The sequence below is a fragment of the Ideonella sp. genome, from assembly GCF_036277275.1.
In the GTDB taxonomy this organism is placed as follows: Bacteria; Pseudomonadota; Gammaproteobacteria; order Burkholderiales; family Burkholderiaceae_C; genus Ideonella.
On sequence record NZ_DASUNH010000059.1, the window covers coordinates 77,190 to 95,551 of the forward strand.

The 18,362-nt window shown below is 67.6% G+C and carries 15 protein-coding genes, 1 tRNA gene and 1 pseudogene; 11 read left to right on the forward strand and 6 right to left on the reverse strand.

What is annotated here, in order from left to right:
- The first annotated feature begins 26 nt into the window (after positions 1–26).
- On the forward strand, positions 27–1,040 hold the full coding sequence (locus VFY73_RS11130) for a hypothetical protein (protein WP_329718628.1): 1,014 nt from the start codon (positions 27–29) through the stop codon (positions 1,038–1,040).
- 232 nt (positions 1,041–1,272) lie between these two features.
- Positions 1,273–1,725 carry an SRPBCC domain-containing protein gene (locus VFY73_RS11135; protein WP_329718630.1) on the forward strand — a complete coding sequence of 151 codons (453 nt, stop codon included), beginning with the start codon at positions 1,273–1,275 and terminating at the stop codon, positions 1,723–1,725.
- A gap of 277 nt (positions 1,726–2,002) precedes the next feature.
- Here the strand turns inward: VFY73_RS11135 and VFY73_RS11140 are convergent, their stop codons facing one another.
- The 4 genes from VFY73_RS11140 to VFY73_RS11155 all read right to left on the reverse strand — a co-directional run bounded on the left by VFY73_RS11140 (position 2,003) and on the right by VFY73_RS11155 (position 5,886).
- Positions 2,003–3,391 carry a neprosin family prolyl endopeptidase gene (locus tag VFY73_RS11140; protein WP_329718632.1) on the reverse strand — a complete coding sequence of 463 codons (1,389 nt, stop codon included), beginning with the start codon at positions 3,389–3,391 and terminating at the stop codon, positions 2,003–2,005.
- Positions 3,392–3,569: 178 nt separating this feature from the next.
- Positions 3,570–4,418 carry a substrate-binding domain-containing protein gene (locus tag VFY73_RS11145; RefSeq protein ID WP_414654445.1) on the reverse strand — a complete coding sequence of 283 codons (849 nt, stop codon included), beginning with the start codon at positions 4,416–4,418 and terminating at the stop codon, positions 3,570–3,572.
- A complete protein-coding gene (locus VFY73_RS11150) occupies positions 4,409–5,155 on the reverse strand; it encodes an ATP-binding cassette domain-containing protein (protein ID WP_329718634.1) in 747 nt (248 codons plus the stop codon). Before VFY73_RS11150 ends, VFY73_RS11145 begins: the two co-directional genes overlap by 10 nt.
- A 5-nt stretch (positions 5,156–5,160) precedes the next feature.
- Positions 5,161–5,886, reverse strand: coding sequence for an ABC transporter permease (locus VFY73_RS11155; RefSeq protein ID WP_329718636.1), 726 nt, complete (start codon positions 5,884–5,886; stop codon positions 5,161–5,163).
- 127 nt (positions 5,887–6,013) lie between these two features.
- Between VFY73_RS11155 and glp the strand changes: the two genes are divergently transcribed.
- Both glp and VFY73_RS11165 read left to right on the forward strand, forming a co-directional pair.
- Positions 6,014–7,297 carry a gephyrin-like molybdotransferase Glp gene (gene glp, locus VFY73_RS11160; RefSeq protein ID WP_329718638.1) on the forward strand — a complete coding sequence of 428 codons (1,284 nt, stop codon included), beginning with the start codon at positions 6,014–6,016 and terminating at the stop codon, positions 7,295–7,297.
- Between the two features lie 179 nt (positions 7,298–7,476).
- Positions 7,477–8,589, forward strand: coding sequence for a hypothetical protein (locus tag VFY73_RS11165; RefSeq protein WP_329718639.1), 1,113 nt, complete (start codon positions 7,477–7,479; stop codon positions 8,587–8,589).
- Positions 8,590–8,674: 85 nt separating this feature from the next.
- Here VFY73_RS11165 and VFY73_RS11170 read toward each other — a convergent pair whose 3' ends face one another.
- Entirely contained in the window at positions 8,675–10,408 is a 1,734-nt protein-coding gene (locus VFY73_RS11170) for a hypothetical protein (RefSeq protein WP_329718641.1), read from the reverse strand.
- A gap of 299 nt (positions 10,409–10,707) precedes the next feature.
- Here VFY73_RS11170 and yghU point away from each other — a divergent pair, with 299 nt between their 5' ends.
- The 3 genes and pseudogenes from yghU to VFY73_RS11185 all read left to right on the forward strand — a co-directional run.
- Complete coding sequence (gene yghU / locus VFY73_RS11175) at positions 10,708–11,583, forward strand: glutathione-dependent disulfide-bond oxidoreductase (protein WP_329718643.1); 876 nt, start codon at positions 10,708–10,710, stop codon at positions 11,581–11,583.
- Between the two features lie 28 nt (positions 11,584–11,611).
- Positions 11,612–12,244, forward strand: coding sequence for a glutathione S-transferase (locus tag VFY73_RS11180; protein WP_329718645.1), 633 nt, complete (start codon positions 11,612–11,614; stop codon positions 12,242–12,244).
- A gap of 124 nt (positions 12,245–12,368) precedes the next feature.
- Positions 12,369–13,207, forward strand: a pseudogene (locus tag VFY73_RS11185) (IS110 family transposase); the annotation flags it as partial.
- 80 nt (positions 13,208–13,287) lie between these two features.
- Here VFY73_RS11185 and VFY73_RS11190 read toward each other — a convergent pair.
- Complete coding sequence (locus VFY73_RS11190) at positions 13,288–14,622, reverse strand: PLP-dependent aminotransferase family protein (protein WP_329718647.1); 1,335 nt, start codon at positions 14,620–14,622, stop codon at positions 13,288–13,290.
- A 91-nt stretch (positions 14,623–14,713) separates the two neighbouring features.
- Here VFY73_RS11190 and VFY73_RS11195 point away from each other — a divergent pair, with 91 nt between their 5' ends.
- The 4 genes from VFY73_RS11195 to VFY73_RS11210 form a co-directional block, all read left to right on the forward strand.
- Positions 14,714–15,373: a DJ-1/PfpI family protein gene (locus VFY73_RS11195; protein WP_329718657.1), complete on the forward strand. Its 660-nt coding sequence runs from the start codon at positions 14,714–14,716 to the stop codon at positions 15,371–15,373.
- 324 nt (positions 15,374–15,697) lie between these two features.
- Complete coding sequence (gene rpoD, locus VFY73_RS11200; protein ID WP_329718649.1) at positions 15,698–17,866, forward strand: RNA polymerase sigma factor RpoD; 2,169 nt, start codon at positions 15,698–15,700, stop codon at positions 17,864–17,866.
- Between the two features lie 19 nt (positions 17,867–17,885).
- Positions 17,886–17,956, forward strand: a tRNA-Asn gene (locus VFY73_RS11205).
- Between the two features lie 148 nt (positions 17,957–18,104).
- Positions 18,105–18,362: hypothetical protein (locus VFY73_RS11210; RefSeq protein ID WP_329718651.1), on the forward strand; the 258-nt coding region annotated here is incomplete at its 3' end.

Below are 18,362 nucleotides of genomic sequence, written 5' to 3' on the forward strand. Positions count from 1 at the left end.
CAGATCAATCAGGAGATTCAAAACACATGAACCAACAACGCATCCAACACATCACGGGCCTGGTGGCCCCCATGCTGATCCTCTACGGCACGACCAGCGGCGCGCTGGCCGCGCGCGACCCCGACGCCCCCACGGCAGCCTGTACGGGCCTGAAGGTGGCCACCGGCGCACCGGGCAAGGGCTACTCCAAGCTGTTCGCCGACATGAGGGCGGTCTGCGGTGCGGCCGTGCCGCTGTGCGAGGTCAACACCGAAGGCGGCTTGGACAACCTCAACGCGCTGTCGACCAAGGAGGCCGATATCGGGATGGCGCAGGTGGACACGTGGGCGACGATGAAGCTGGGTGACGAGAACATCAACGGCCTGCAAGGCGTGCTCGCCCTGAACTTCAACTACCTCCATGTCGTGACGGCGTCTCGCGGATTCCGCATCACGGGGGCGGCGAAGTGGGGCGGCCTGTCGAAGGAGGACGACCAGGTCGTCACGATCCAGCGCTTCTCGGAGCTGCGCGGCCGCCGGGTCGCCCTGGTCGGCTCGGCCCAGTTGCTGGGTCGCCAGCTGGACCGGGCGCTGCAATACAAGATGGAGATGGTCGACGTCGAGACCGACGGCAAGGCCTTCGACATGGTCCGCAACGGCAGCGTGGCGGCGGCCTTCTCGGTGAGTGGCTGGCCGAGCGGCACGCTCAGGAATCTCAAGCAGGACTCGGGGCTGAGCCTGGTGCCCTTCGACGTGCAGACGCCGAGCCCGCAGATGAACGTCCGCACGCTCAACTACCGAGGCCTGGGTGTGTACAACAACAACGCCCTGGCCATCCCGAACGTGCTCTTCACGCGGCCTTTCAAGGGCGACAAGGCGGGCGAGGTCGCGAAGTTGAAGGCCTGCCTGGTGGGCAAGCTGGGTGAACTCCAGGAGGGCTCGTTCGAACCGGGGTGGAACGAGATCAAGGACACCAACAACACCTACGACGTCCCGCGGTACGAGACGGCATCGCCGCAGCGGCCGGTGGCCGAAGGCAGCGGGGCGAAGAAGAAGAGCTGACGGGCGGGCCGGCCGGCTGCCGGGCCCTGGAGGGCGGCGAGGACGGTGCGGACGGTCGGCCGACAGGCCGGTCCGCCCGTACTCGACCAGGGAAATCGCGCGATTGGCGGCGCTCACCCTGACAGCCGTTTGCGCCGACGCCGGGTTTGCCCTCACTCGCCATTGTCGAATCCGCACGGGCCGGATCGTTGTGATCCCGAGGAACGTCCTCGGCAACCCAGTGGAGCAACCCATGCCTGCACTCAAGCGACTTCAGTGGTCGGTGGACATCGCCGCACCGGCATCCGTGGTCTATGACACGTTGATCGGCCCCGAGAGCTACAAGCAGTGGACGTCGGCCTTCGGAGACGGTTTGTATTTCGAAGGCTCATGGCAGCGGGGCCGGCGGATTCGCTTCCTGACGCCGGGCGGGGAGGGCGTGGTCTCGGAGATCGCCGAGAACAGGCCCCCCGAGTTCCTCTCGATCCGGCATCTCGGCTACATCGTCGACGGCGTGGACGACACGAGCAGCGAAGCCATCCGTGCCTGGGCGCCGGCCTACGAGAACTACACCTTCACCCCCACGCCGCAGGGCACCAAGCTCACGGTAGAGCAGGACATGACGGACGAGTTCGAGGGCATGGTGAAAACGTGGCCGAAGGCGCTGTCCCTGTTGAAGGCGCTGTGCGAGCGCCCGGCTCGGTGACAAGGGACACGGCCATGCGGAAACTGGTGTCTCACCCGTTCTGCAAAGCCTGCGCGAGCCGTTCGAGGCACGCCTGCCGGAGCGTTGGGCCCGCCTGGACGCGGAACTGGCCGATGAACCGGATCCACGGCACCGCGCCGAGGCAGACGCTCGTGAACCTGACGAACAACCGGTGGGTGTAGGCCTTGCCAGGTAAGCGCCGCGTCCCCGGCGGCGGGGCCTAAAGTGACCGGCGTGCCGGGAACGCGACAAGGGGCCGGCGCGCCGGCCCGGCGGCTCAGGGACAGCCGGTGCCGTAGCCTTCGCCGCCAAAGTAGAAGTAGGTCTTCCACGTGCCGGTGCTCGTGCCGACGTCGATGTCGTAGCAGGCCGACTTGGTGCGCGATTCGGCCAGGCTCGGCGTGGTGTACACGTTGCCGGTGCTGACATAGCGGATCGTGCGCTGGTAGGCCGCGTAGCCCGAACCGGATGTCGGCTTGTAGCCGCTGCCCATGTCGGTCCGGGTGTGGCGGCCGCTCGGCGAGCTGTTGATGATCTCCCCGCCGAAGTCGACCTTGGCCGCCTGGTTGCGGATGCCTGAGGTGTCGTACAGCGTGCGCGGGTAGTAGCCCGCATAGACCCCGCCGACAGCGATCCACCAGTGGCCGAGCGTGCCGTCCTTCTGGATCAGGATCTTGGTGGCGTACTGCGTGCCGTTGACCTGGCTGTGGTTGGTGAAGTAGCCGCCGATGGCCACGTCGCTGTTGGTTTGCACGAAGTCGTCGCAGGTCAAGTCATAGCAGCCGGTGTCGTCGTACCCATCCTGCGTCGAGTAGATGAACAGGTGCGCGTCGTGCTCGTGCGAGGACTGCCGATTCGGGTAGACCTGCCAGCCGGCCTCGATGGTTTCGACCGGGCTGCCGCCGGTGACCCAGATCTGCGACAGTGAGAACTCCGAGTCCAGTTCGGTGTACGACTTCCAGATGTTCAGCGTCGACTCGGCCCCCCAGTTGGTGACGTAGTCATAGGCGTGGGCGTACTCGTGCACGCTGGCCTGCGTCTGCATGTCGCCGCCTTGCTGGCCAGGCAGGCCGCCGGTGCCGGGCCGGCCGCGCTTGTGGCGGAAGTGCTCAAGCGTTTCGAAGGCGGCCAGGCGCGGCAGCGTCAGGCGCTTCATCGGGATCGTGCCCTTGGCGCAGCTCTTGGCCCGGCCTTCGGCATCGACCTCGGCGCGCGCCGGCGACAGGAAGATGCCGGGGTCGCGTCGGTGGCGCTCTTGCGCGCTGCGCGCCTGGTCGGCGTCGCTCGCTTCGGCCATCGGTTCGGTCGGCAGCATGCTGGGCTTGTTGACCCAGTTGGCTGCGGTCAGGCCGTGGCGGCGCGCGCCGGGTTGCGTCAATGCATCGACGCAGTCGAACACCTCGCCGGGCGACAGCTCGAAGTGGTGCTTTGCCACCACGCCCGCGTAGTGCGTGCGCAGGTAGTTCTTCATCCGCTCGAACTGGGCCGCATCGCGCACGCGTGCGCCCGGCCGGCCGATGAAGTTGGCGATCTGCTCGGTGTCCATGTCGGCCAGCGAATCGGCCAGTGTTGGGGTGGCGGCCTGGGCCACCATCGGCAACGCGGCGGCGATCAGGCCGGCCAGCAGCAGACGACGCGGCAGCGCGGGGGAATACGAGGTGTTCATGTGAGAGGCTCCCTGAATGAATGTGAGGCGTCGAGGGCTGCCGACGTGCAATCAGCAGCCTCACTCACAAATACGGAGCCACGCGCCCATACCGGACACGGCCGCACCACCCGGATGAGGGGGATCGGCGCCTTGAGTTAGGGGCAAGGCGCCGGTCGCTGCGACCGCTGGTGGTGGATCACTGTCGATTCGCGTTGGGGAAGAACGCCTGCTCACCGCCGACCTGGTAGGCCGCGATCGAGGCCTGGCCGGCCGCGCCGGTGAGCCAGTCGGCAAAGCGTTGGGCCAGCGCTTGTTTCACATGCGGGTGCCTGGCGGGGTTGACCACCATCACACCGTACTGGTTGAACATGGCCTTGTCGCCCTCGACCAGGATGGCCAGGTCGCCGCGGTTCTTGAACGCGAGCCAGGTGCCGCGATCGGACAGCACGTAGGCGTGGCTGCTGGCGGCCATGTTCAACGCCGGGCCCATGCCGCAGCCGCATTCGCGGTAGCCCGCCGGCTTGGCGGCGGCGATGCCGACGCCGGCTTGCTTCCACAGCCGCAGCTCGGCCGCGTGGGTGCCGCTCTTGTCGCCGCGCGAGATGAACACGGCGCCCGGTCGTGCGGCCAGCCGGGCCAGCGCCGCAGCGATGTCACGGCCCTTGGCGCCCGCGGGGTCGGTACGGGGGCCGACCAGCACGAAATCGTTGTACATGACCGGCCGACGCCCGAGCGAAAAACCTTCGGCGACGAACTTCTCTTCGGCCGCGGTGTCATGTACCAGCACCGCATCGGCGTCGCCCCGGCGCGCCGTGTCCAGCGCCTGGCCGGTGCCGAGGGCGACCACGCGCACGTCGATGCCGCTGGCCTGCTTGAAGGCGGGCAGCAGGTGGCCAAACAGGCCCGATTGCTCGGTCGACGTGGTCGAGGCCAGCACGATGAACGGGTCTTGCGCCGCGGCGCTGGTCCACAGCGCACCGGCCAGCCAGGCGACCGCGGCCCGGCGTCCCAGCCGGACCCATGCAGTGGTTGTGCTCAGGCCCACACCAGCTCTCCCTTGAGGAACTGCTGTGCTTCCAGCGGCAGCGTCCCGCTGTGGTTGAAGAATTCGTTCACCGGCCGTTCGGCGACCAGCCGCCCGCCTTCAAGGTAGGCCACGCGCGTGGCCAGCCGCTTGGCCTGGCCCAGGTTGTGGGTGGCCAGCACGACGGTCATGCCTTCGCCGGCGAAGTCCTCGATCAGTTGCTCGACTTCGCGCTTGGCGCTCGGGTCCAGGCTCGCGGTGGGTTCGTCGAGGAACAGGATGTCGGGTCGCAGCGCCCACGCGCGCGCCAAAGCCAGACGCTGCTGCTGCCCGCCGGACAGTTCACGCGCCGGCCGCGCCGCCAGTGCCGCGAGGCCGACGCGCTGCAGCGCGCGTTCGGTGACCGCGGCCCGCTCGGCACGCGGCAAACCACGCAGCCACAGCCCCAGTGAGACATTGCGCCGTGCGGACAGGCGCAGCAGGAACGGCCGCTGGAACAGCATCGCGCCGGTGGCGGGCCGCCCTTCGGGCTGCAGCGCGTGCCGTTCGCACTGGCCTTCGCTTCGTGGCACCAGCCCGTGCAGCAGGCGCAGCAGCGTGGTCTTGCCCGAGCCGTTCGCACCGACCAGCGCCAGGCGGTCGCCGCGGTGCAGCGTCAGGTCGATCTCACGCAGGGCCGTCACGGCGCCGAAGCGCACACCAGCGCGCTGCAGGCTGACCAGCGGTTGCACGGCCTGAGGCATTGCGGCAGGTGGCATGCGTGTCATGCCATCCCGGCTTCGCGCCGCTGGCCGGCAGCCTGTGCGGCGCCGTGCAGCGCGGCCACGGCCAGGTTCAGCACCGCCACCACGCCGAGCAGCACCGCCCCCAGCGCCAGCGCCAGCGCGAGGTCGCCCTTGCTGGTTTCGAGCGCGATCGCGGTGGTCATCACCCGTGTGACGCCGTCGATGTTGCCGCCGACGATCATCACCGCACCGACCTCGGACACCGCGCGGCCAAAGGCGGTGAGGCCGATCGTCAGCACCGCGCGTCGTTCGTGCAGCAGCATCAGCAGCGCCGCTGCATAGGGGCCGGCGCCCAGCGAGCGCAACTGGTCTCCGCCTTCGGCCAGCGCGTCCTGCACCAGGCGCCGTGTCAACGCGGCGATCAGCGGCAACACCAGCACCGCCTGCGCGAAAACCATCGCGGTCGGCGTGAACAGCAAGCCATAGGCGCCCAGGGGACCGGCCCGCGACAGCAGCAGGTAGACCAGCAGCCCCACGACGACCGAGGGCAGCGCGAGCAAGGTGTTGAGCACCCAGATCACGCCACGCCAGCCCGGGAAGCGCGCCACCGCGAGCCAGGCTCCGAGTGCCAGGCCCAGCACGGCGCCGAGTGCACAGGCCATGAGGCTGACACGCACCGACAGGCCCACGATGCGCCACAGCTCGGCGTCGCCTTGCCAGACAAGCTGGGCGGCCAGTTGGGCGCTGTCGGTGACGGTGGACATCAACCTGCATTCTGGGCTGACGGCACCAGGGCTGGCGATATGCAAGCCGGTGCATACAACGTGGCCAACACCGCTTGGTTGCGGCGCACAATCCTGGCCATCCCACCACAGCTTGAACGCACGCCGCATGGTCACGACCCCAGAACTCGGCCCGTCGCCGCTGGCCCGCGGTGACGCACAGATCAGCGTGGCCGACGCCCGTGCCCGCATCGCAGCCCGCCTGAAGCCGATCAGCGGTGTCGAGCACCTCGCGCTGTCGGATGCGCTGGGCCGTGTCTTGGCCGATGACGTCGTCTCGCCGATCGACGTGCCGGCGCACGACAACTCGGCGATGGACGGTTTCGCCTTTCGGGGCGCCGAACTGCAGGCCGATGGCGACAGCCGCTTTCGTGTGGCTGGTGTGGTGATGGCCGGTGATGCCACGCCGGTGGTCACTGCCCCGGGCGACTGCGTGCGCATCATGACCGGCGCGGTGATGCCCGCGGGCCTGGACACGGTGGTGCCGCTGGAGCTGTGCCGCGAAGAGGCCGGTGTGGTCCATATCGCCGCCGGTGTCATCCAAACGGGCGAGAACCGTCGCCGCCGCGGTGAAGACCTGGCGCAGGGCAAGCCGGCGCTGCGGCGTGGCCGGGTGCTGCGACCGGCCGATCTGGGACTGGCCGCCTCGCTTGGCTTGACCCAAGTGCCGGTGAGGCGGCGGCTGCGTGTCGCGCTGTTCTCGACCGGCAACGAGTTGCGTGAGCCCGGCCAGCCGCTGGACCCGGGGTGCATCTACGACAGCAACCGGCACAGCCTGGCGGCGGCGCTGCGCCGCATGGGTGTCGACGTGGTCGACCTCGGCCTCGTTGCCGACGACCCGGCGGCGCTGGAGGCCACGTTGGCCCGCGCGCTGAGAGAGGCCGATGTCGTGCTGACCAGCGGCGGCGTCAGCATGGGCGACGCCGACTACACCCGCGACCTGCTGGCCCGCATGGGCGAAGTCGCGTTCTGGAAGGTCGCGATGCGCCCCGGCCGGCCGTTCGCGTTCGGCCCGTTGCGACGGCCCGATGGCGCCGACCCGGCGTGGTTGTTCGCGCTGCCTGGCAACCCGGTGGCCGCACTGGTCACCTTCTATGCGTTTGCGCAGGAGGCGTTGTGGACGCTGGCCGGCGCGATCCAGCCGCCGATGCCCAGGCTGAACGCCCGCTGCACCACGCCGATCCGCAAGCGGCCGGGGCGCACCGAGTTCCAGCGCGCGGTGGTCGAGGCCGCGCCCGAGGGCGGCTGGCAGGTGCGGCTGACCGGCTCGCAAGGCGCCGGCATCCTGCGCAGCATGAGCGAGGCCAATGCATTGCTGGTGCTTGGCCACGAGCAGGGCTCGGTAGCGGCCGGTGAGTGGGTCGAGGTCTGGTTGTTCGACGGGCTGGTCTGACCGGGCGGCCACCCGCCGGTGATCGGCGGGGTGTTGAATTTGCCACTAAATATCGGCGTTAGGGGTGTCAAATCGACGGGGTCGTCCCTAGAGTTCGGCTCGCCGTCTTATGCCGGCACACAAGCGGGTTAGGTACCGATTCGTGGTGCCGGCCCCATGACACCTACAAGGAGAGATGAATGAACAACAGGAAGATCCGTGCCGGTGCCTTCACGGCGCTGGCCACTCTGCTGGCGCTGTCGGCGGGCAGTGCACAGGCGGTGACCTTCAGCTGCAAGGCGCTGATGGACAGCTCCGAGCAGGCGGCGGATTCGCAGATGTACGCGTCGGCGATCAACAACCGACAGCAGGCGGTCGGGTTTGCCTTCGCGCCGCATGAGGGCGTGACCGAGTTCGGCTCGGCCATGTGGGGCAAGGACCGCCAAGCGGTGCGCCTGAATGACGAGGGTGACTTTTTCGCGGTTTATTCGAGCGCCAGCGACATCAACGATGCGGGCGTGGCGGTAGGCGTGGTCTGGGATCGTGCCAGCAAGATGCGCGCGCTGACGTGGACCGATGGTGTGTTGAAAGAATTGCCCGGTCTGCCGGGCGGCGACGGCGCCGCCATGGCGGCGTCCATCAACAACCGCGGCAAGATCGCCGGCTACAGTCGCAAGATGCTGTCCACCGGCGAAGTCGTGGAGCGGGCGACGCTGTGGGTGAAAGGCAAGCCCAAGGATCTCGGTGCCCTGAAGAAGACGGGCGAAAGCTTCGCCACCGCCATCAATGACGAAGGGATGGTCGTCGGCTACAGCAGCATTGCCGGCGCCAAGGCATGGGTCCCGGCGCGCTGGATCGGCGGCAAGGTCGCCGCGTTGCCGGTGCCCGATGGCGCGGGCGGCCGGGCTGAAGCCGTCAACCAGACCGGCGCCGTCGTCGGCATGGTCTCCCTGCCGAGCGAGCAGGGCTGGCGCGCTTACGCCTGGCAAGACGATGCAGGTGCCGCGATGGGTTCGTGGCCGGAGTTCACGAGTTCTTCGGCCCGCGCGATCAACGACGGCGGCGCGGCGGTTGGGTCCGCGCTTGTCGCGGGTTCCGACGCCGCCTTGGCAATGTACTGGCCGACCGTCAGCGCTCAGCCGGTGGATCTGAACACGCTGGTCGACCAGGCCGGTTGCGTCGACGCGTTCGGCGTGAGACGCACGCTAACCTCGGGCGTCGACATCAACGACAAGGGCGTCATCGTCGCCAATGCGTACGAAGCGGTCGACGGTGGTGTCCGCTCGTTCTCGTTCCGCTTGACGCCGCGTTGAACGTGCGCTGAAGCTGCTCGAAGCGTTGAAGCGATCAGACCGCGGGCGCGTCGTCGGACGGCCCGCGGCCTTCTTCATGGCTGGTTCAAGGGTAGTGAGTCACCGTCGACGGCACGGTGCCTTGCCCCTGGGCCGGCTCGCCGGTGTTGTTGATCACCCGGTCGATCGTGCCGACGCCGCCGAGCGAGACCGTCGACAGGCTGTGCAGCTTCACGCCCGGCACATCCGGCACCTCGAAGCCGCGATCGGCGTGGATGTCGGGGTTGACGTTGAAGTAGCAGTAGCTGCCCAGACCCCAGGCCTCGTGGGACGTGACCTTGTCATTGACCTTGTAGGCCGCATAGCCGTTGGCACCGCTGCGCCAGGCGGCCTGCGTCGGCGGGTCGTACGGCATCTCGTTCTGGAAGAAGTAGGTCCGGCCGCCGTTGCCGTTCCAGCGCACCTGGTACTTTTGGTAGTGCTCGACGAACAGGCCATAGGCCGTCACGTTCTTGCCATTGACGACGACGCCGGTGGCCGCGGTGTTGAGGTTCCAGCCCACGCCGGCGCCATGGTCGGCACGCCAGGCCCAGACATGGTCGATCAGCACGTCGTTGCTGTTGACCTCGAGGCTGGTCACCGCCTTGCCGACGGCCGCGCCGCCGATGCGGAAGAACACGTCCTGCAGCGAGGTCGGGTTGCCGGCGTGCGAGCCGGAAGAGGTCTTCGGCCCCAGCTGCAGCAGCAACGGCGACTTGACCGGGCCCGCGTCGAACAGGATGCTGGCGATCTTGACGCCGTCGACGTCGGCGACCTTCATCGCGACCACGCCGTTGTCGGGGATCAACGTCGCGTAGCCCATGCCCATCACGATCGTGTTGGCCCGCTTGACCAGCAACGTCTCTTCCAGGTGGTAGATGCCCGGCGTGAACAGCAGGTGCATGCCGGCCTTCAGCTGCGCGTTCAGCTGCGCTGCGGTGACCCCCGGTTTTGCGACGTAGAACTTTGTCAGCGGCACCGACTGTCCCGGGGTTTGCCCGGTCGGCGACCAGGTGGTGCCGGCCGAGTTGGTGCGCAAGGACGGCACGAACACCTGGTACTCGCCGGCGCCGTCGATGTACAGGTACGGCTTCTCGCGCGTGATCGGGCTCTTCTCGATCGTCGTGTAGACCGGGTTCGGGAAGCTGTTGGCCGGCGCGCCGATGACGCCGGTGAACACCATGTTCCAGACACCGTTGAGCCAGCTGCCGACCTGGCTGTCACGGGTGAACCACTGCTGCTGCGAGTAGGGCTGCACCTGGGCGTCGATGAGCGAGTCGGCGATGTAGCCGCCGCTGGCCCAGCCGTAGTTGGTCGGCGACAGGTTCAGGTTGCCCTTGACCCAGACCCGCCGCATCGGCGCGGCCTGTGCCACCGCCCAGCGGGTGCCGCCGTCGATCGGCGTGACGGTCACGTTCTCGACCGAGCGCCAGAAGTTTTGCGTTGCGTTGCCGCCGAACCAGCCGGCGTCGACCGTGACCGCGTCGATCGCCACGTCCTTCGGATGCTGACCGGCGCCCATCACCGAGGTGTAGAAGCCGACGTTGGCGTTGACCTGGTAGTGGCCGGGCTTGAACAGCAGCGCATAACGGTTTGAGCCGAATTGGTTGCTCTCTTGCTGGGCAAAGATCTGGTCCAGCTTGGCCTGCACGGCGGCGGTGCTCATCGTGCTGTCGAAGATCACCACGTTCGGCCCCAGGTCGACGGCCGCTTGGGCCGGCACCGAGAGCGCGGCCAACGCCGCTGCCCAGATCCAGTTCAGGCTGCCCACCCGGGGCTGCAAGGTTCGTCGAAAGTTCATTGGCACTCCTCATTGGTCGGGCGACAGCGTCGCCCTTGTCTCGCCCACACAAAAGCCTCGGCTTTCTTGATGACTGCCCACTCTCCGCGGTGGTCTCGGCCATTCTCATTGAAACCGCTTTCAGATGCGGTGACTGTTTGGTAACCAGGTTTCTCGGCGAAGGCAGGGTTTGTGCGGGGCCGTGCGGGCGCGGGCGGTGGCGGCGGGGGGCGCAAATCCGTACAGACTGCAAGCCGTTGGCGAGGCGGTTACCGTGCGCGGCCGGTGTCGGTTGAAGACACGGACCTGGAGATCACTGCATGAGCGATTCGCCCGCCTACACGCCGCCGAGTGTCTGGACCTGGAACAAGGAGAACGGGGGACGCTTTGCGAGCATCAATCGCCCGACCGCCGGCCCGACGCACGACAAGGCCCTGCCGGTCGGACGCCACCCGCTGCAGCTGTATTCACTGGCCACACCGAACGGCGTCAAGGTCACGGTGGTGCTGGAGGAATTGCTGGCCCTCGGTCATCGCGGCGCGGAGTACGACGCGTGGCTGATCCGCATCAACGATGGTGAGCAGTTCGGCAGCGGCTTCGTCGAGGCAAACCCGAATTCGAAGATCCCGGCACTCGTCGACCACAGTGGCACGGCGCCTGTCCGGGTGTTCGAGTCCGGCGCGATTCTGCTGTACCTGGCCGAGAAGTTCGGCGCCTTCTTGCCGAGTGACAGCGCCGAACGCGCCGAGTGCCTGTCCTGGCTGTTCTGGCAGATGGGCAGCGCGCCGTTCCTGGGCGGTGGGTTCGGTCATTTCTACGCCTACGCGCCGACCAGGATCGAATACGCGATCGATCGCTATGCGATGGAGGTCAAGCGACAGCTCGATGTGCTCGACCGGCACCTGGCCGGGAAGCCGTATCTGGCAGGCGGCGACTACTCGATCGCCGACATGGCCGTGTGGCCCTGGTATGGCACGCTCGTCAAGGGCCAGCTCTACGAGGCCGGTGAGTTCCTGCAGGTCGAGCAATACACCCACGTGCTGCGATGGACCAACCAGATCGCCCAGCGGCCGGCCGTCAAACGCGGTCGCATGGTCAACCGCACCTGGGGTCAACCCTCGAGCCAGCTGCACGAGCGCCATGACGCCAGTGATTTCGAGACGCGGACCCAGGACAAACTGGCCGTGCAAGGCTGAAGCCCCCTCTCCCGCGAAGGCCCCGACGATGATCATCCTGTACGACTGCGCCACTGCGCCGAGCCCGCGCCGTGCGCGCATCCTGCTCGCCGAGAAGGGCGTGGCCCATGAGACGGTCGAGGTGGACCTGAGGCATGGCGAGCAGCTGAGCGAAGCCTACCGTCAGGTGAACCCGCAATGCACCGTGCCGGCGCTGCGCACCGAAGAGGGCGTGCTGCTGACCGACAACGCGGCGATCGCCGCCTACCTGGAGGCGCGCTTCCCGGCGCCGCCCTTGCTGGGCCGCACACCGTTGGAAAAGGCCGAGATCGCGAGTTGGCATTGGCGTGCCGAGTTCGAAGGGTTGATGGCCGTTGCCGAGGCGCTGCGCAACAGTTCTCCGGCCATGGCCAACCGCGCTCTGCCCGGCCCGGTGGACTACCCACAGATCCCTGAGCTGGCCCGGCGCGGCCTGGCCAGGGTGCAGCAGTTCTTCGCCACGCTCGACGACCGCCTGGCCGAGCGCGATTTCATCGCTGCCGGCCAGTTCAGCATCGCCGACATCACCGCGGTGGTGGCGGTCGACTTCGCGCGCGTGGTGAAGGTCAAGCCGGGTGAGCAGCACCCGAACCTGCAGCGTTGGCGGGCGGCGATGGCGCAGCGGGCATCGATGTCGATCTAGCCAGACATCATGGTCGCTCGCCGGCTGCGGCGAGGGCTCGTCTCCAGTATCGTGGGTTGCGCACCGAGGTGTGCAGAGCCACATGCGGCTGGGCGGGCCAGCCGCAGCGTTAAGGAGACGAGCCATGGACGAGCGTATCAAGTTCTTCGTCGGTCTGGACGCCCACAAGGACACGATTGCGGTGGCGGCTTGCGAAGCTGGACGTGAACCGGCTCGCTTTGCCGGCACGCTGGGGCCGGATGTGCGGGCACTGCTGAAGGTGCTGGGCAAGGCTGGAGATCCTGCTGCCGTGAGTGTGGTGTACGAAGCAGGCCCAACGGGCTATGGGCTGTACCGCGAGCTGAGCCAGCGCGGCTACCACTGCGAGATCATCGCGCCCACGCTGATCCCCCGGCGAGTCGGCGAGCGAATCAAGACCGATCGGCGCGATTGCCTGCGGCTGGCGGAGCTGTCGCGCTCAGGAGAGCTCAAGCCGATCTGGGTGCCCGACGAAGCGCATGAGGCCATGCGCAACCTGTGGCGTGCGCGCGAGGATGCCGTGGGTATGCGACTGAAGGCGCGCCAGCAGTTGAAGGCGTTCTTGCTGCGTCACGCCCGCCGCTGCGTGGCATCGACACGGTCAGCGCCATTGGGCTGGTGGCCGAGATCGGTGACTTCCGGCGCTTCGGCACGGCGCACCAGTTCATGGGTTACCTCGGACTGGTGCCGTCGGAGCACTCCAGCGGCAACAGCATTCGTCGCGGCTCGATCACCAAGACCGGCAACGCCAACGCCAGGCGCCTGCTGACCGAGGCAGCTTGGAACTACCGGTTCCCAGCGCGCCTTAGCCAAGCGCTGCGCGAACGCAGCAGTTCCCTGCCCGACGCGGTGCGCCAACATGCCTGGAAGGCCCAATTGCGCCTGTGCGGACGGTTTGCCCGGCTGTCTTCGCGGGGCGGGCAGATTACTGTAACTGCCATTGCAGCCAGCGGGGACAGGACGCTGGCTGACCTGCCCGGCGAGAGCCTCCTTGCTGTGGCCAACGAGGCGTGGCGCCGGATGTGTCAACAAGACTGCTGGTCCACCACGCGCCTGACCTGGTCCAACGCCTCGCGCAAGGTATCGAGATCGACGGTTCCGAGCGCCAGGCGAATCGCGTGCGGCACATGGGCGGTGGCCGTGAAGGGCTCGGCCGTCGACACCGCGATGCGCCGCATCATCAGCGCCTTCGCCACCTGGTCGGCGCGGGCCGCCTCTGCCAGGGGAAGCCAGACGAAGTACGACGCCGGATGGCGCACGCATGGCAACCCGGCGAGGGCCCGGCCGGCGACCACCTGCCGTGCGGTGGCGTCTTGGCGCTTCTCCGACTCGAGGCGAGCGACCGTGCCGTCGTCGATCCAGCCACAAGCGATCGCCGTCATCACGGCGGGGGTGTTCCAGGTGGTGGCCCGGATCGCTCGTTCGATCTTCGGCATCCATCCGGTTGGCGCCGCGACGAAGCCGACACGCAGCCCGGTCGCAACGCTCTTGGACAGCCCCGAGATGTAGACGGTTGCCTCAGGCGCCAGCGCCGCCAGTGGCTCTGGCGCGGCCTGCGCGAGGAAGGCGTAGGCCGCGTCCTCGATGACGAGCAGCCTGTGCCGGCGGGCGATCGAGACCAGTTGCCGGCGCCGGGCTGCACTCATCACCCACCCCAGTGGGTTGTGCAGCGTCGGCATGGCATACACGGCACGCACCCGCCGGCGCTGGCACAACGCTTCCAGTGCGTCCAGATCGGGGCCCGATCCGGACGCCGGGATCGGCGCCAGCTCCAGGCGATGAGCTTCGGCGAGGACCTTGAACCCAGGGTAGGTCAGCGCGTCGGTCGCTACCACGTCGCCGGGTTGCAGCAGCGCCATGACCGTCACCGCCAGCCCATGCTGCGCGCCACCCACGATCGCCACCTCTTCCGACGTCACTGCCAGACCGCGGCTTGCGAGGTGGCGGGCGACGGACGCGCGTTCATGCTGCCGCCCGCCATGCGGCTGGTAGCGCAAGAGGGCCTCCAGGTCACCGGAGGAAGCGAGCTGTCGCAGCGCGGCGCGAAGCAGCTCCGTCTGGCCGGGCAGCGACGGGTAGTTGAAGCTCAGGTCCACCATGCCCGTGGCCACGGCGTGCTGGTCGACGCCCAGCCCCGGCGTCAGGGAGGTCTCTCTGACGAAGGTGCCGCGGCCCGTCTCACCGCTGACCAGTCCCATGGCTTCGAGTTCCGCATAGACCCGGGTCGCGGTCACCAGGGCCAGGCCCTCCTTGGCCGCCAGCCGCCGGTGGGTGAGCAGCCGGGTGCCGGGCGGCAGCCGGCCGGCGCGGATGTCAGCGGCGAGGGCGTCGACCAGCTGCTTGTACCGGGCATGAGCCATCGGGCGGTGTATCCATGACAATTATTTGATTGTATTTCGTGTTCTGCCTACGATGCGCCTCGCCACCGGCCCTCGCCAGGAAGACGACACCATGCACATCGCGATCCTCACCTTCGAAGGTTTCAACGAGCTCGATTCGCTGATCGCGCTTGGCATCCTCAACCGCGTGAAAAGGCCGGACTGGCGGGTATCGGTCGCCAGCCCCGGCGCGCGCGTCCGGTCGATGAATGGCCTGGTGCTCGAATCGCAGGTGTCGCTCGGCGAGGCGGGCGCCGCCGATGCGGTGATCGTCGGCAGCGGCGCGCTGACGCGCGAGGTGGTCGCCGACGCAGCCCTGATGGCCCGGTTGCAGCTCGATCCGTCGCGGCAACTGCTCGGCGCCCAGTGTTCGGGCACGCTGGTGCTGGCCAGGCTGGGGCTGCTCGATGGCGTTCCGGCGTGTACCGACCTGACGACCAAGCCCTGGGTCGAGGAAGCTGGTGTCGCCGTGTTGAACCAGCCGTTCGTTGCCCGCGGCAACGTCGCCACGGCAGGAGGGTGCCTCGCGTCGCAGTACCTGGCCGCCTGGGTGATCGCCCGGCTGGAGGGCATCGAGGCAGCCGAGCGTGCGATTCACTATGTTGCGCCCGTCGGAGAAAAGGACGACTACGTCGCGCGTGCGATGCGAAACATTTCGCCCTTTCTCGAAGGCACCGGCGCCGCTTGGCAGGAAAGGCCGTGCATTTGTGCCGCTGTTTGTGCCGATTCGTGAACGGTAGGGCAGGCCCCGCCGGGGTGGGTGGGTATAATACAAACCTCTGATGCGCTTGAACCGGCCGCACGATAGGGCGGATCCAAGGGAACCCGTCACCCAGCGCACGAGACCGTCGTGATCCAAGGGTCACGTCCGGAAGATCGAAGCCCGCTGCCAGCGACTTGGTTGCGGGCTTTTTCTTTCAATCTGGCTCGCAGTCTCCATATGACTGTGGGTGGCTTCGTATTGAGACGCTGTTTCTGGGCAAGGGCGCGTTGCAATTCACCCACCCGATTCAACGAAGGCCGGTGATGCCCACCGCCTTCTGCTCCGAGGGATCCAATGTCCAAGAAGTCGACTGCCGTCCGCGCGGCGCCTGCCAAAACCACCGCTGCCGCAGCGCCGGCCAAGCGTGCGACCAAGCGCGCACCGGCTGCCGCGGCACCAGTGAAATCGAAGGGCAAGGCCGCTCCCGTCTCGTTGGAAGATGATTTCGACGACGCCGAGATCGACGACCTGACGGTCGCCGATGAGGGCGCCGAGGTTGTCGCCACTGCCGACGCGGCAGGGGCGAGCGCCAAGGTCAAGCCCCTGCGGATGAAGGTCCCGAAGTCCAAGGAACGTGCGCTGATCCGCGAGTTCGGCCTGGACGTCACGACGCTGACCGAGGAAGAAGCCGACAAGCGCCGCAGTGACCTGAAGGCGCTGGTCAAGCTGGGCAAGACGCGGGGTTTCCTGATCCAGCAGGAAATCAACGATCACCTGCCTGAGAAGCTCGTCGACTCCGAGGTGATCGAGGCGACGATCAAGATGCTCAACGACATGGGCATCGCCGTCTACGAGCAGGCGCCCGACACCGCCACCTTGCTGGTGGCCGGCGGGGCCGGCACGGCGACGTCGGACGAAGAAGCCGAAGAAGCCGCCGAAGCGGCGCTGTCGACGGTCGACTCCGAATTCGGCCGCACCACCGATCCGGTGCGCATGTACATGCGCGACATGGGTCTGTTCGAGCTGCTGACCCGTGAAGGCGAGATCGAGATCGCCAAGCGGATCGAAGGCGGCATGCAGGCCATGATGCTGGCGGTCTCGTCCTCGCCGCTGGTGGTGGCCGAGATCCTGGGCTACGCAGACAAGATCGCCACCGGCGAGCTGGCGATCTCCGAGGTCGTCGACGGCTTCGTCGTGGCCGGCGAAGCCGACGACTACGTCGCCGAAGAAGACACCGACTCGTTCGATGACAGCGAGGACGATGACGACGGCAATGGCGGCAGCCGCGCGATGACGCGTCGCCTCGAAGAAATGAAGGCCCAGGCGCTCGACCGGTTCGCCGCGATGCGAACCAGCTTCGGCAAGCTGCGCCTGGCGTTCGAGAAGCACGGCCATGGCTCGGTGCCGTACGGCACCGCCCAGCGCGAGCTCAGCGACCAGCTGATGACGATCCGCTTCACGGTCAAGACGATCGACAAGCTGTGCGGCCTGTTGCGCGCGCAAGTCGATGGCGTTCGCCGGTACGAGCGCGAGATCCGCCGCATCGCCGTTGACCGCTGCGGCATGCCGCAGGAACACTTCATCGAGCACTTTCCGCCCAATGTGCTGAACCTCGACTGGGTGTTGGGCGAAGCGGCCGCGGGCCGGCCCTACAGCGCTGCCATCGGCCGTCATGTGGCGGCCCTGCAGGAGTTGCAGACCAAGCTTGTCGACCTGCAGACCAAGGCGGTGATCCCGCTCAGCGAGTTGAAGGCGATCAATCAGAAGATGAACGAGGGCGAGCGTGCCTCGCTCAACGCGAAGAAGGAGATGATCGAGGCCAACTTGCGCCTCGTGATCTCGATCGCGAAGAAGTACGTCAACCGCGGCATGCAATTCCTCGACCTCATCCAAGAGGGCAACGTCGGGTTGATGAAGGCCGTGGACAAGTTCGAGTACCGCCGCGGCTTCAAGTTCTCGACCTACGCGACCTGGTGGATCCGCCAGGCGATCACCCGCGCGCTGGCCGACCAGTCGCGGCCGATCCGGATCCCCGTCCACATGGTGGAGCGGATGAACCGCGTGGCGCGCGCGAAGCGGGCGCTGATCCAAAAGCACAACCGCGAGCCGACGCCCGAGGAGATCGGCGAGCTCGTGGAGATGCCGGCGAAGAAGGTCGAGGAGATCCTGAAGCTCGGCCAGGAGCCGGTCTCGCTCGAGGCTCCGGTCGGCGGGGAGGAGGGCGACGCCTCGCTCGGAGACTTCATCGAGGACTCGGCGCACGACCGTCCGCTCGAGATCGTCGCGAACCGGATCCGCGACGCCGACCTCCTGAAGGTGCTCGACTCGCTGCCCTGGCGCGAGCGCCGCGTGATCGAGCTGCGCTACGGCCTGGGCGACAAGGGCCCGATGACCCTGGAGGACATCGGCCACGAAGTGGGCGTCACGAGAGAAAGAGTCCGCCAGATCGAATCGAAGACACTGGCGATGCTGAAGAGCTCAGGCGGAGCCGACCGCCTCGCCGGAACAGCCGACGAGGCCTGAGCTATCCTCGTCAAGCCGTTCCCCGGTGATGTAACGGCAACATGACTGACTGTTAATCAGTTCTTGGTGGTTCGAATCCACCCCGGGGAGCCTCCAACGCGCGAACGCCCGCCTCGACCTCCGCCTGGCAGTTAGCGCACACCAGGACGCACTTCTGCGCTTCCTGGCGTGCGGCTTCGAGACTCCGTGTCGCACCCTCGTGCGAGAGCGCGAACTGCTTGTCGCACGGATCGACGTGATGGAACTGAAGCGCGGCGCAGCAGCGGTCGTACCCGCATCCGATGCACCGGCCGCCGGCCTCCTCGACGAGAGTCCGCTTGATTTGCCGTCGCCGTTCTGCGACACGCTCTTGCCGACGGAGCCTGCACCTGTAGTAGCCGCGGCCTTCCAGGCGGTAGACGGTTCGACCGTGCCGCGTGCAGACCCGCATGACCTCGCGCGGCGGGGTAGCCGGGTCCACGCGCGTGAGGCGTGCGTCGGCGCGCGGGATCTCCCA

Coding starts and splice junctions, on each gene's coding strand:
- VFY73_RS11130 (WP_329718628.1), top strand. CDS start 27: ATGAACCAACAACGCATCCAACACATCACGGGCCTGGTGGCCCCCATG.
- VFY73_RS11135 (WP_329718630.1), top strand. CDS start 1,273: ATGCCTGCACTCAAGCGACTTCAGTGGTCGGTGGACATCGCCGCACCG.
- VFY73_RS11140 (WP_329718632.1), bottom strand. CDS start 3,391: ATGAACACCTCGTATTCCCCCGCGCTGCCGCGTCGTCTGCTGCTGGCC.
- VFY73_RS11150 (WP_329718634.1), bottom strand. CDS start 5,155: ATGCCACCTGCCGCAATGCCTCAGGCCGTGCAACCGCTGGTCAGCCTG.
- VFY73_RS11155 (WP_329718636.1), bottom strand. CDS start 5,886: ATGTCCACCGTCACCGACAGCGCCCAACTGGCCGCCCAGCTTGTCTGG.
- glp (WP_329718638.1), top strand. CDS start 6,014: ATGGTCACGACCCCAGAACTCGGCCCGTCGCCGCTGGCCCGCGGTGAC.
- VFY73_RS11165 (WP_329718639.1), top strand. CDS start 7,477: ATGAACAACAGGAAGATCCGTGCCGGTGCCTTCACGGCGCTGGCCACT.
- VFY73_RS11170 (WP_329718641.1), bottom strand. CDS start 10,408: ATGAACTTTCGACGAACCTTGCAGCCCCGGGTGGGCAGCCTGAACTGG.
- yghU (WP_329718643.1), top strand. CDS start 10,708: ATGAGCGATTCGCCCGCCTACACGCCGCCGAGTGTCTGGACCTGGAAC.
- VFY73_RS11180 (WP_329718645.1), top strand. CDS start 11,612: ATGATCATCCTGTACGACTGCGCCACTGCGCCGAGCCCGCGCCGTGCG.
- VFY73_RS11190 (WP_329718647.1), bottom strand. CDS start 14,622: ATGGCTCATGCCCGGTACAAGCAGCTGGTCGACGCCCTCGCCGCTGAC.
- VFY73_RS11195 (WP_329718657.1), top strand. CDS start 14,714: ATGCACATCGCGATCCTCACCTTCGAAGGTTTCAACGAGCTCGATTCG.
- rpoD (WP_329718649.1), top strand. CDS start 15,698: ATGTCCAAGAAGTCGACTGCCGTCCGCGCGGCGCCTGCCAAAACCACC.